The organism is Algoriphagus litoralis (genome assembly GCF_003259255.1).
GTDB lineage: Bacteria > Bacteroidota > Bacteroidia > Cytophagales > Cyclobacteriaceae > Algoriphagus > Algoriphagus litoralis.
The window spans coordinates 119066-132079 of record NZ_QGOL01000009.1 but is presented as its reverse complement, the minus strand read 5'-3'; the positions used below and the strand labels follow the sequence as shown (position 1 = coordinate 132079).

Below are 13014 nucleotides of genomic sequence, written 5' to 3'. Positions count from 1 at the left end.
AAATGACTAACCGGCTTTCTGGAGTAGATCCAAAAAGCCGGTCCGTCTTAGTTATACTGGGTATTCTTAATTTGAATTAATTTTTGGTAAGGGTGTAGGTAGCAACACCCTCAGCACCAAAATACAGTGTAATGGTGTAATTACCTGCTTCCGCCACAGGAATGTTAGCTCCACCAGCTGTCAACTCTCCATTGCTTCCTCCAAAGTTGAAATCCCAGTTATTATTAGCTCTGAATTTCATCTCTCCCGCCTTTAAGTCTGTCGTGATTTTGAGTGAATTGGTCACTTTGTCGAATGCATCCATTGGTGTATCCGCATCCCAACCTCCAGCGGTAGCATCACCTACGATTCCCCATCTTTTTGGAGCACTGATGGTGTAGGTTTTAGTTCCCAAATCCACATTGAGTTCATACGTACCATCATCTTTTACTTTGATGTTGTCACCGTCTCTGTCCAACGTCAGGTCAGCTCCTGTATCACCGTAGTTCACGTCCCAATTTGGACCTTCATTTACCTTGAATTCTCTTGAACCTCCGATAATGTGAACAAAGCCTTTGAATTTATTGTCAAAGTTTTCTGAATAAAGAACTGTCATTGTATTGGCTGGATCCCAGCCCTGATAATCACCTGGCACATACATCACTGGAAATGCCACAGTAGCATCATAGGGAGTCACTAATAAAGTGATAGGATCACCGAAAATCGGAGCGAGTGGTAGGTTGATGGAAGCTTTCACACGGAAATCAACATTGGATGCTACCTCGAATGGAAGACCTTTGGCCAACAAGGCTTCATTTAGCTCTGCTACATTTACCGCTAGAATATTGGACTCTGATTCAGCCCCCAAGTCTACTGGAGCGGCAAAATTTGCACCTGCCAAATCCATCTGAAGCTGGTATTTTACAGTTCCTGTGGTACCAAAATCAGCAGCGGTCACAGTGAATTCAATATCTGCTTCATCTGCGCCATCTTTTTCCAAAACGATGGAAGAGCCTGGGGCTGGGCTTGAAAGAGCAGCACCGGTCTGAGGGATAATTGGCGGCATTTCATAATTGTCGCAGGCCAGAAGTATGGGAATAAGCGTAGCTACCCATCCAATTTGTCGAATTGCTTTCATAAATTTTGAGTTGTTAAATTGACTTTAGATTTTCTTAGAATTATTACATTTTTTCACTTTTTAATCTGATTGATTCTAAAAACTTAATCCTCATTTAAAAGTGAAATAGTTTGTTTTATGAAAACTTAAAACAGGTTTTCAATTGAAGCAACACAAGGAAATCGATTTCAAAAGAATTTTTTAATGCACACGTTTGCGGTAACGTTTGCATCCCCAAACATTTTTTTCCCTTGGTAAATAATTTTTTGGTACTTTGAAAAAAATGTTAAAAAATCGATTGCGCCTTTTCAAATGGGAGTATTTAGGATCTCATTAAATTTATTCTGGGAATAGTATAATTTATGAAACTCGACCAAGTCACTATTAAAGATATTGCACGGGAACTCAAAGTCTCCTCCTCCACTGTTTCCAGGGCATTAAAAGACTATCCTGGTATAAGCGATGAGACAAAAAGAAGAGTGAAGGAACTGGCCGATAAAATGAACTATCGCCCAAACGCTATTGCACTCTCACTCCAAAAGGGGCGTTCATTTACGATTGGGGTGATCATCCCGGAAGTGGTGCACTTTTTCTTTTCGACAGTGATCAGTGGAATTGAAGAAGTAGCATTTGATAGAGGATATAAGGTGATTCTTACTCAGACCAATGAAAAATTAGTTCGTGAAAAATCCAGTATTGACACGATGCTAGCAAATCAGATCGATGGCGTTTTGGTCAGCTATTCAAAGGAAACCACGAATTTTGATCATTTCAGCCAGCTACTGGACAAAGGATTTCCTATTGTTTTTTTTGACCGGGTGCCCAATATCGAACAAGCGATCACAGTGACTGTCGACGATTACAGTGGCGCCTATGAAGCTACAAAGCATCTACTCCGACAGGGGTATAGAAATATCGTCCACCTCTCAGGGCCATCCAATTTGAATATTTCAAGAGAACGCCAAAGAGGCTATACCAATGCACTGATTGACCATGGATTCACTCCGGATCCTGAGTTTATTGTTGAATGTACCCTAGGAACAGATGATGAAGCTCAAAAAACGACAACTGAAATCCTGAAATCGTTCAAAAAGAAACCCGATGCATTTTTTGCAAATAATGATATGGCGGCAGTTGGAGCGATGCTTGCCTGCAAGGCAGCGGGACTGCGAGTTCCCGAAGATGTCGGGATCGTTGGGTTCAGCAACTGGCAGTTTTGCTCCATGATTGACCCTACGCTGACCTCTGTAGCTCAGCCTGGTTTCAACATGGGCGCCAAAGCAACTGAAATCCTGTTAGACCTAGTTGAAAAAAAGATCCAGCTCCATGAATTTTCCAATTCAGTGGTGCTTGACACCGAGCTATTGATCAGAAAATCCTCTGTTCGATAAAAAAAAAGAAAATTCTTATCAATTGCCTTCCTAAAATGCAAACGTTTGAATAGTCCTGAATTCGGAATAAGGCAGGTTCAATCCAGTCTAGGAGGAGTTTGAACAGATTTTCACCGCCGACTTTTTGATTTTTATATTCGGTTTACTAGCTATTTTAGCGGCAGTCATTTAGAATTTTCCTTGCCTCCATCCATGAATAGTAAAAGCTCTGTTCCGAAAACTTCACACAATTCATCTCGTCATCAGAGTTTTGGGAGAATCCAAGAATGGATACAAACAGAAACAGGTATCGAAGGACACAGTGAGTTTGCCCGGTTTCGGATTTCCGTATTCCAAGAGGGAATTATCAGGATTCAAGCCAGCAGATTTGATTCCTTTGAATCAAACCCCTATTCCGTAATTTCTGAGCCAGCTCAGGTCGATTTTTCAATTGAACAAAAAGGGAATCAACTGGAAATATCCACTACTCTAATCGCGCTGAATTTAGATTTGGATAATTTCTCCATTTCATTTTTTGACAGAAATGGAAACCTACTGAATGCAGACGATACACTGGGTACGGCTTGGATTGGGTCAGAAGTGACCGCTTACAAGCAGGTACAAGAGCATGAGCGATTTATTGGACTCGGGGAAAAAACCGGAAACCTGGATCGATCAGGTAGAGCCTACACCAATTGGAACACGGATTATTTCGGATACGGTATCGGGGATGATCCGCTGTACATGAGTATTCCATTTTATATCGGAGTTCATGATAAAGGAGCTTATGGGATCTATTTCGACAACACCCACAAATCCGTTTTTAATTTTGGTGCTTCAAACAATCGCTTTGTATACTTCAGTGCTGAGGATGGAGATTTGGATTACTATTATATTTTTCAGCCTTCTGTGGCTGAAATAATCAAAGCCTACACATCCTTGACTGGCAGGATGCAGATGCCTCCCAAATGGGCCTTGGGCTTCCAGCAATGTCGATACTCATATTATCCAGACTCAGAAGTATATACTGTTGCCCAGACTTTTCGGGACAAAAAGATGCCCGCCGATGTGATCTATCTGGATATCCATCATATGGAAGGCTACAAGGTTTTCACTTTTGATGGGGAAAAATTTTCAGATCCAAAAGCCATGATCTCCCGGCTCAAAGAAAAAGGGTTCAAAGTAGTTGTCATCATGGATCCCGGAATCAAAACTCAGCGTGATTATTTCCCATTTGAAGAGGGATTGGAACAGGATCTCTTTGTAAAATATCCCGACGGAAAAATTTATGAAGGACAAGTTTGGCCGGGCTGGTGTGGATTTCCAGATTTCACCAAAGCAGAAACCCGAACTTGGTGGGCAGAAAAAATGGCTTTTTACACCGAAGCCGGAGTGGACGGATTCTGGACAGATATGAACGAACCAGCTTCCTGGGGGCAGTTCACGCCGAATCTGATCGAATTTGAATACGAAGGTGAAAAAGCCTCTCACAGAAAAGCAAGAAATATCTACGGGATGCAGATGGCCCGAAGCGCACAGGAAGGTGCGGCCTTCCAAAATCCTGACAAACGGCCTTTCGTCTTAACCCGATCGGGATTTGCAGGAATCCAGCGATTTGCAGCAGCATGGACTGGTGACAATGTTGCTTCTGAAGAACACATGCTTGCAGGCATCCGGCTGGTAAATAGTTTAGGATTGAGCGGTGTATCATTTGCAGGCTATGATGTGGGAGGTTTTGCAGGAGAATCCACCAAATCACTTTTTGCTCGCTGGATGAGTATAGGTGCTTTTGCACCGTTCTATCGAGCTCATTCTATGATCAATAGCAATGATGCCGAACCTTGGGCATTCGGTGAGGAAGTGGAGGAGATTAGTAGAAACTATATGAAGCTGAGATATAGATTTTTACCCACCATCTACAGCAAGTTTTACTTAAGTAGCATCACCGGCTTACCAATTTCTGAAAGTCTAGCAATCCAATATCCTCAAGATGAAAAAATCTACTTGACGGCTTACCAAAATGAATACCTCTTCTGTGATTCACTGCTGGTCGCTCCGGTGGAGAGCACCAAAGAAATCACCAAAGTTTATTTGCCTGAAGGAGACTGGTATTATTTATACACGGACAAAAAGTATCACGGAAAGGGCACGATTTACAAAGATTGTCCGCTCAATTATCTCCCTGTTTTTGTCAAAGGTGGTCAGATGCTTACCATGCAATCTGATGTAGAATTTACTGGACAAAAAACTGATGGAGTCCTGAGAATTCATGTTTATAAAGGCGAAAAAGGATCTGAATTTCTGCACTATGAAGATGCCGGAGAAGGATTGGAGTATCTACAAGGTGACTTTTTGAAGCGAACCATAAGCTATCATCCCGAATCAAATTCTTTGGCATTCGGCACAGCAGAGGGAAGTTACAGTAGTGATTTTAAGAAACTGAAAATTTATTTCCATGGGTTTGACTCAGCTTCTGTCACTGTGGATGGAGCTCTTTTCCCATTGAAAAAAGAGGATTTTGCATTCTTGGAAAGACTGACAGAATTTGACCCTCTTCCAGAAAACGAACACCCCTATTTCGAGATCAAAGATCTTCCATACCTTGAACTTGATCATAGCCTGTCCGCTTTCTCTATCACAGGACTCAACTAATCCACCAAACAATACCTCTAACCCACTCAACCCAAAATGACTCTAAACAAAAAGCGACTGAGTTTCTGGCAAATCTGGAATATGAGTTTCGGATTTCTGGGAATACAGTTTGGATTTGCCCTGCAGGGTGGATTCATGTCCAGGATCTTCCAGACCTTAGGAGCAGACAAGGACGCCATTCCCTTTCTTTGGATTGCTGCCCCTTTGACGGGACTTCTGGTCCAACCAATTGTAGGATACCTGAGTGATCGGACTTGGCATCCTAAGTTTGGGCGTAGAAAACCGTTCTTCTTTGTCGGAGCTTTATTTTCTACCGTTGCTTTATTTTTTGCTCCTTATTCATCGGCCCTTTGGATGGCAGCGGGAGCACTTTGGATTCTGGATGCATCTATCAATATTTCTATGGAGCCATTTAGGGCTTTGGTAGCGGACAAGCTTCCTGATTTCCAGCGGTCCTATGGTTTTGTGGTTCAAACTTTGATCATCGGAATAGGAACTTGGGTGGCCTCCAACCTACCCTGGATGATGACTCAAATCGGTGTACCCAATACCGCTGCTGAGGGAGTGGTACCAGATTCGGTGAAATATGCATTTGCTATCGGCGCGCTCGTGCTTTTCTCCTCCATTCTATACACCATCCTCACTACAGACGAGTATCCTCCTGATGATTTGGATGAATTTGAACGCGAAAAATCAAAAAATAAAGGCTTTTTCAGCGGCTTTGGGGAAATCGTCCAAAACATAGCTACCATGCCAACAGTGATGAAGCAGCTTGGTGTGGTCCAGTTTTTCTCCTGGTTTGCCTTTTTCACCATGTGGAGTTTTGCGACTCCGGCCATCACCGAACATATTTTTGGGGCTACTGATACGACTTCAGTGGAATACAACAATGCCGCTGACAGTGTGGGAAATTACTTGGGGACCTATGGGTTAGTATCCATGTTTTATGCTTTGATTTTGGCCTTTGTAGCATCCAAAGTCAAAATCAACCGGAAGCTTCTCCACATGGTCAGCCTGATGGCAGGTGGCGCAGGTTTCATTTTGATCTACTTCATCTCGGAGCCATGGATGCTTCATATTTGCTTTTCTCTGGTAGGTATCGCTTGGGCGAGTATTCTATCTATGCCGTATGCCATGCTATCCAGTTCTGTTGAACCTAAGAAAATGGGGGTCTATATGGGCATTTTCAATATGTTTATAGTGATTCCCCAGATTATTGCTGCACTTGGAGGAGTGAATTTTCTGTACAAAATCCTCTTTGGCGAAGCCGTAATCAATACCATGCTTTTAGCAGGAACCTTGTTGATTTTGGCTGGATTGTCCAATCTCCTGATAACTGACCGGACTGCCACCCACGACTAAAAAAAACCAAACCATCACAAAGGCCAATTCTTTCTAGGATTGGCTTTTTATTTTTGCACCAAATCCCATTCTATGAAAACCCTACGCATCGTCGGAGTACCTGAGCATTTTAATTATCCCTTTCGGCTATTGGAGCAAAGTCAGCCTTTCCAGGAAAAAGGAATTGAGATTCAGTGGATCGATGAATCTAGAGGTTCGGGTCAAATGAATTTGGCACTTCGAAATGATGAAGCCGATATTGCCATCCTATTGACAGAAAGCTTTCTCAAAGATTTTGAGGCGGGTAATCCCTCCAAAATGATAGGATATCATGTCGAAACCCCGCTAACCTGGGGCGTCCATTTAGGTGCCAGCACATCGGTATCTAATTTGGAAAAACTAGAAAAGAAGCATTTTTTGGTCAGCAGAATGGGGTCTGGATCTCATCTGATGGCAATGGTTCTGGCAAATCGGGAGAAATGGAATTTGGACGAATTGACCTTTGAGTTAGTCGGAAATATGGATGGTGCCAAAGAGGCTATGGACAATGGGAATGAAGGGATGTTCCTTTGGGAAAAATACACCACAGCACCTATGGTGAAAAATGGTACTATGAATCGAATCGGGGAAGTTCAAAGTCCTTGGCCTTGCTTTATCATGGTGGCCTCGGAAAAAGCATTGGCTGATTGGGGAAATTCGATTTTTGAAGTTCGAGACCAAGTTTACAGCATTGCAGAAACATTCAGTGATCACCCCAATAGGGCTGAGGTCCTGTCCGACTTTTACCAACTTGATCGGGATGATGTGGGAGAATGGCTCAAACAAACCTCCTGGTGTACTTCTAACGAAATCTCGAGAGCGAAATTAAATTCGATTATGCAGACAATGAGAACTCTAGGAATCATCAAAGAAATTCTAAGTCCTGAGCTCTTCTTGGCCACTGAAGGATTGACTTTTCACGACTGACTTGGCCAGAGGAAGGCGGACACAGAATTTCGTACCATGACCAAGATGACTTTCAATAGATATATCTCCCCCGCATTTTCTGGTGAATTCTTTTGCAAGCTGAAGTCCTAGGCCTGATCCTTTTTCTTTGTTCGTACCTAGGCGGGATTTGGTGAGTGTATAGGAGTCAGACAGCAAAAGTTGGATTTGCTCCTCTGTCATCCCGATTCCCTGATCCATGACGCACCAATAGGCCCAATTGTCATCTTTTTCGGAAAAAATGGTAATGGCATCATTCGGATTTGAAAACTTCACGGCGTTATTGAGGATATTTCGTACCACTACCTCCATCAGATCCTGATCTGCATTCACCTCAACTTTTGATTCCATTTGGTTGAAGATTGACAGCTCTTTTTCTTTGATTGATGCCTGCAACAGATTAAGTGAGTTATCGACTACTTCTCTGAGATCAATCGTAGTAATATTGACTTGAAAACCATCCATCTGAGCCATGGACCACTTGAGCGTATTGTTCAAAGTGAAATTCACCGAGTCAATGTCTTTGTTCAGGACATGAAGCAATTCATTGAATTCTTGCTGGGAAAGATGGCCTGCCAAAAGCAAATCAACCACAGATTTAACCTGAGAAACAGGTCCTCTCAAATCATGGCCAAGAATTGAAAAAAGCTTGTTTTTCGTTTCATTCATCTCCTTCAGCAATTCCGACTGCTGGGCAAGTGCCAAGTTTTGTTCCTCGATCTTCTCTTGCTGCTCCAAAAGCTCTGAGTTAAACTTAACTACATTATTATTCAAAAAATAAAGTCTTATGCCCAAAGCTCCCACCAGCAGCGCAGTTACCGCAAAAAAGATGGCATAGAGCCTGGAAGTCTGTAGTCTATAGGATTGATTTTCGTTCTGTGCTTTTAGCAATTCTAATTCTGATTCCTCCAGATTTTTTTGAAACATATTCTGGAGAAGGGCAAGTCTGTCACGGTTGGATTTATTCAGCAGCGAATCATACAATACAATAAATTCAGACTGGTGGAATAAAGCGACATCCAATTGACCTTTTTTCTTATACAATTCAGCCAAGTACCGATGACTCTTGGATAGTTCATCCAAAAATCCATTTTGGGCACAGAGCGTAACGGAATACAAAAGTAATTCTTCAGCCAAATCCAATTGACCATCTTTCAAATACGCATTGCCAAGGCGATGCAAAACTCCGGCTTCAAACGATTTTACCCCTTGTGCCTGTGCCATATTCAGTGAGCGCTTGTATATGGCCTGCGCAGAATCATAATTTTCCCTAGCAAAGTATACGTCACCTATGACTCTATTTGCAAATGACATCAGGTAGGGAGATCCTGCACTTTGGTTGAGATTTAAGGAAAGCTCTGCATAGGCCATCGCAGAATCCAACTGTTGGGTCTGGACGAGATTTAAGGCAACATTATTCAAAGACCGAATCCGGGTAGAAAGATCATTGATTTCTGTTGCCAACTCATAGCCCTTCTTGAACTGCTGAATCGCCATCTGGTAGTTTTGCTGCTCGTAATAGAGCGCTCCCATATTATTCATTAATCTGGCGGCCTGTAGTTTATCGTTGGCCTGAAGCGCCAAATTGAAAGCTCTTTCGGAATACTCAAATGAATCTTCCCATGACCCTCTACGGTAATAAATCCACCCTATATTTTCCAAGGCGCGGCTTTGCCCAGATAAGTAGCCGAGTTCTTTCGCCAGAGAATCTGCCTCAAGTGCATAAGCCATTGCTTCAGTTTGGGCATTTTCCCGAAGAGAAAAAGCCATTTCATTCAATAAATCAACACGTGCCTCCCCATTTTTTGAAGGCAATAACGAAGCAAGACTGTCAATAGAATTAGCCTGACAAAAGGCTGACTCAACAGTATTGGCAACTAGAAAGAAGGTAAAGATTAAATATAGAATCGGGCGACTCACTATGATTTTTTAAATTCAATTTTTGACGCAAAATAAAGATAATCAGAGATAAGCAATGCTTCTCGAATCAAAAAATAAAAAAGATTGTGGGCACTTTCACAATTTATCCCAATCCCACTCCTTGTTCATTTGAGTAATCGCATGATGGGCAGTCAAGTCATACTGGCAAGGAACAATTGAAATATAATTATTGGCAATGGCCCATTCGTCGTTGTCTTCTCCTTTGTCAAAATTCACGAAGTTACCAGCCATCCAAAAGTACTTTCGGCCAGTGGGATCAAATCGTTCGGCAAATTCTTCTTGCCATTTGGCATCTGCCTGTCTGCAGATTTTTATTCCCTTGATTGCTTCATTTCTTTTGGGAGGAAAATTCACATTTAAGGCTACGCCTTTGGCAATTCCTTTTTCCAACACTTGTCTGGCAATCTTCTCTACCCACTCTTCGACATGGGAGAAATCTGCCTTTGAAGAATAATCACAAAGGCTAAAGCCGATAGAAGGAAGTCCTTCCAAGGCGCCTTCAATGGCAGCAGACATTGTCCCTGAGTACAATACTGAGATTGAAGTATTGGAACCATGGTTGATGCCGCTGACGACCAAATCAGGTGTTCGGTCTTTGAGCACATAATGCTTGGCAAGCTTCACACAATCCGCCGGAGTTCCGCTGGATTTATATGCCAAGACATCTTCGAAAATATCTTCTTCATTTAATCTCAGTGTCTCACCAATTGTAATCGCATGGCCCATCCCAGATTGTGGACTGTCAGGGGCAACTACGACGACATCCCCTATTCTTTTCATAACGGAGACTAAAACTCGGATTCCCTTGGAGGTAATTCCATCGTCATTGGAGACGAGGATGAGTGGCTTTGACATAAAGATTAATTCTGCAATTCGTTGTAATAAGCGGTAATTCTAAGCAAATCTAGGCGCTTGTCATGCTCCAGACGATTTTTTCTCATAAAAAGTGAAATCTCATCATCGTAGCCTGGGAGCATCGTAAATAAGTCTCTTTTATTCAGGCTGTATTTTTCGATACTTCCGTTTGTCAGAAAGTAAAAATTGAAGGCAAGTCGATACGATGTTTTGGTCCGAGGTCCATTTGAAGGATTCATTCCAATAACCCCTTTAGTCCCAACATTTTCGTATAATGTTGCAATATATTCCCTACATAAAAGCGTAATATGATTGCCCTCTGTCAATACTTCGAAGAAAACCGGCACTTCATTATCGCCATTTAGACTATAAGGAATACTATAAAAAGTTCTTAGCCGTTCATTTGTTTCATTATGAATTTCAAAATGACTGACAGTGTAAGCTGTAAAGGTAGAAATGGTTTCAGTTTGTAATTGAACAACATTATTCTCCAAATCATATTTCACCAACCCTGCATAGGTCTGACCATCTGTACCATAGATATTACCTTTGTACCACATTTGGGAGGGAAATTGATTTTGCGCAAGCAAAGACAGCATCCCCACAAACAGGAAAGACATGGTTAATACTGCTCTAAATAAGGATTCTTTCATGCTTGATTATAGGTTTATTGAATAATAGGATCGAAAGTCCTGATTCTTTATCCTCACAGGTTCTTTAAACTCCAATTCAAATCCTACCGAGCACACTATTTTCTGAAAATTAGTGTAGATCCTTATTGGCTAGTACCATTGTCATTTGAGACAAGGATGAGAGGCGTTGAATTAAAGTTAATTCTGCAATTCGTTGTAATACGCTGTGATTCGAAGAAGATCTCCACGCTTATCATGCTCTAACCGATTTTTTCTCATGAAGAGATCAATCTCTTCATCGTATCCAGGAAGCATGGAGTACAGGTCTTTCTTTTTTAAACTATAGCGCTCTAGTCTGCCATTTTTGAAAAAGAAATAATTGAAAGCAAGGCGATATCCGAAACTGTTTTGCGGTCCCCAAAGTGGGTTCATTGCCATGGGTCCCCAGTTATTGTTCATTCCCCGGGTATCGGTAGCGATGTATTCCCTACAAAGCAAGGCAATATTATCTCCCTGAGTCAAAACCTCGAAAAAGGTTGGCGTTTCGTATTCTCCATTGATCGCATAAGGGAGGCTGTAGAAATTGCGAATTCCACCGAATAATTCATCGAAAATTTCGAAGTTGGAGACTGAGGAGGCCGTAAACGTATTCACGGTTTCATTTTGGAGCTGAACCAAATTGTTTTCCAGATCATATTTGATAGATCCCGAAAGCGTCGTACCGTCGTTGAGGTATATATTTCCTTTATGCCAAATCTGTGAAGGAAATTGGTTATTCTGAGCGAAGACCGAAACCAAGCCCAGAAAAATGAAGCAAAGTGTAAATCCTGCCTGTTTCATGGTGATAGTTGTGCTTAGAATTAACGATCAAATGATGATTGGGTTTTCAAATCCATTCAAGCAATCTTCTTTAAGTTATAAACTTTCTGTTACTTGAGAATATTGTGGCCCATTTTATCTCGCTTGGTCGTAAGATATTTTTCATTGTGTGGATTTGGCTTAATCTCGATAGGAACCTGCTCTACGATCTCAAGTCCATATCCAAGTAAACCGACTCGCTTCTGCGGATTATTAGATATTAACCGGATTTTACCAATACCCAAATCCCTAAGAATCTGAGCTCCTACACCATAATCTCTGCTATCCATTGGTAAACCCAGTGCCAGATTGGCTTGGACAGTGTCCATTCCTTGTTCCTGAAGCTTGTAAGCTTTTAATTTATTGATCAGTCCGATCCCCCTTCCTTCTTGGTTCATGTATAGAACCACCCCTTTGCCTTCTTTTTCGACCATTTCCATGGCTGAATGCAACTGGGGCCCACAGTCACACCTGCAGCTCCCAAAAATATCACCTGTCACACAGGAAGAATGAACTCTGACCAAGATGGGTTCATTGGGTTCCCACGTCCCCTTGATCAGTGCCATGTGAATTTCATCAGTATTGGTCTGACGGAATGCGATTAGGTCAAAGTCCCCCCAGCTCGTGGGCAAGTCCACACCTATCTCCCTTTTGATCAAAGATTCATTTTTCAGCCTGTAGGCGATCAGGTCTTTGATCGACACCAGTTTTAGATTGAATCGTTCGGCTACTTTTACCAAATCAGGAAGTCTGGCCATTGATCCATCTTCATTCATGATTTCAACCAAAACTCCCGCCGGAGCCAATCCCGCAAGTCTGGAAAAATCTATTGCTGCCTCTGTATGTCCCGCTCGGCGCAAAACTCCTCCCCGCTTCGCTTTCAGAGGAAAAATGTGTCCGGGTTTACCCAATTCGCTGGGATGAATCGAATCATCAATCAATGCTTTGATAGTCTTTGCCCGATCTGATGCGGATATTCCTGTAGTACATCCATGCCCTATCAAATCGACTGAGACTGTAAATGGAGTTTCAAACGCTGCGGTATTATTTCCCACCATCAATTCCAGTCCCAACTGATCGCAGCGGTCTTCAATCAAAGGCGCACAAATCAATCCGCGTCCATGGGTAGCCATAAAATTGACTATTTCAGGCGTGATTTTTTCAGCAGCACAGACGAAGTCACCTTCATTTTCACGGTCTTCATCGTCTACTACAATGATCACTTCACCGTTTTTGATGGCTTCTATTGCTTCTTCAATTGGGTCTAGAGGATAGTTTTCCACTT

At 42.2% G+C, this 13014-nt stretch carries 10 protein-coding genes; 4 read left to right on the top strand and 6 right to left on the bottom strand.

Annotated elements, in window-relative coordinates; genetic code table 11:
• Positions 1-76: 76 nt before the first annotated feature.
• Positions 77-1117 (bottom strand): SusE domain-containing protein, encoded by a 1041-nt coding sequence (locus tag DK188_RS12080; RefSeq protein WP_111671084.1) that lies wholly within the window; start codon positions 1115-1117, stop codon positions 77-79.
• Between the two features lie 341 nt (positions 1118-1458).
• Here DK188_RS12080 and DK188_RS12075 point away from each other — a divergent pair, with 341 nt between their 5' ends.
• The 4 genes from DK188_RS12075 (at position 1459) to DK188_RS12060 (ending at position 7425) form a co-directional block, all read left to right on the top strand.
• Positions 1459-2487, top strand: coding sequence for a LacI family DNA-binding transcriptional regulator (locus DK188_RS12075; RefSeq protein ID WP_111671083.1), 1029 nt, complete (start codon positions 1459-1461; stop codon positions 2485-2487).
• A 192-nt stretch (positions 2488-2679) separates the two neighbouring features.
• Positions 2680-5118, top strand: coding sequence for a glycoside hydrolase family 31 protein (locus tag DK188_RS12070; RefSeq protein WP_111671082.1), 2439 nt, complete (start codon positions 2680-2682; stop codon positions 5116-5118).
• 36 nt (positions 5119-5154) lie between these two features.
• The gene (locus DK188_RS12065; RefSeq protein ID WP_232825721.1) at positions 5155-6480 is read left to right on the top strand and encodes an MFS transporter; all 1326 of its coding nucleotides are present in this window, start codon (positions 5155-5157) and stop codon (positions 6478-6480) included.
• A 72-nt stretch (positions 6481-6552) separates the two neighbouring features.
• Entirely contained in the window at positions 6553-7425 is an 873-nt protein-coding gene (locus tag DK188_RS12060) for a type 2 periplasmic-binding domain-containing protein (RefSeq protein ID WP_111671080.1), read from the top strand.
• Here the strand turns inward: DK188_RS12060 and DK188_RS12055 are convergent.
• From DK188_RS12055 to DK188_RS12035, 5 genes are all read right to left on the bottom strand, one after another.
• Positions 7375-9213: an ATP-binding protein gene (locus DK188_RS12055; RefSeq protein WP_157963231.1), complete on the bottom strand. Its 1839-nt coding sequence runs from the start codon at positions 9211-9213 to the stop codon at positions 7375-7377. The genes DK188_RS12060 and DK188_RS12055 overlap by 51 nt on opposite strands.
• A 246-nt stretch (positions 9214-9459) precedes the next feature.
• A complete protein-coding gene (gene surE, locus DK188_RS12050; RefSeq protein ID WP_111671078.1) occupies positions 9460-10239 on the bottom strand; it encodes a 5'/3'-nucleotidase SurE in 780 nt (259 codons plus the stop codon).
• Positions 10240-10244: 5 nt separating this feature from the next.
• Positions 10245-10892, bottom strand: coding sequence for a hypothetical protein (locus DK188_RS12045; protein WP_111671077.1), 648 nt, complete (start codon positions 10890-10892; stop codon positions 10245-10247).
• Positions 10893-11069: 177 nt separating this feature from the next.
• Entirely contained in the window at positions 11070-11711 is a 642-nt protein-coding gene (locus tag DK188_RS12040) for a hypothetical protein (protein ID WP_111671076.1), read from the bottom strand.
• Between the two features lie 89 nt (positions 11712-11800).
• The gene (locus tag DK188_RS12035) at positions 11801-13012 is read right to left on the bottom strand and encodes a bifunctional 3,4-dihydroxy-2-butanone-4-phosphate synthase/GTP cyclohydrolase II (RefSeq protein WP_111671075.1); all 1212 of its coding nucleotides are present in this window, start codon (positions 13010-13012) and stop codon (positions 11801-11803) included.
• Positions 13013-13014 lie beyond the last annotated feature (2 nt).

Coding starts and splice junctions, on each gene's coding strand:
- DK188_RS12045 (WP_111671077.1), bottom strand. CDS start 10,892: ATGAAAGAATCCTTATTTAGAGCAGTATTAACCATGTCTTTCCTGTTT.
- DK188_RS12070 (WP_111671082.1), top strand. CDS start 2,680: ATGAATAGTAAAAGCTCTGTTCCGAAAACTTCACACAATTCATCTCGT.
- DK188_RS12040 (WP_111671076.1), bottom strand. CDS start 11,711: ATGAAACAGGCAGGATTTACACTTTGCTTCATTTTTCTGGGCTTGGTT.
- DK188_RS12060 (WP_111671080.1), top strand. CDS start 6,553: ATGAAAACCCTACGCATCGTCGGAGTACCTGAGCATTTTAATTATCCC.
- DK188_RS12065 (WP_232825721.1), top strand. CDS start 5,155: ATGACTCTAAACAAAAAGCGACTGAGTTTCTGGCAAATCTGGAATATG.
- DK188_RS12075 (WP_111671083.1), top strand. CDS start 1,459: ATGAAACTCGACCAAGTCACTATTAAAGATATTGCACGGGAACTCAAA.
- DK188_RS12055 (WP_157963231.1), bottom strand. CDS start 9,213: ATGGCTTTTTCTCTTCGGGAAAATGCCCAAACTGAAGCAATGGCTTAT.
- surE (WP_111671078.1), bottom strand. CDS start 10,239: ATGTCAAAGCCACTCATCCTCGTCTCCAATGACGATGGAATTACCTCC.
- DK188_RS12080 (WP_111671084.1), bottom strand. CDS start 1,117: ATGAAAGCAATTCGACAAATTGGATGGGTAGCTACGCTTATTCCCATA.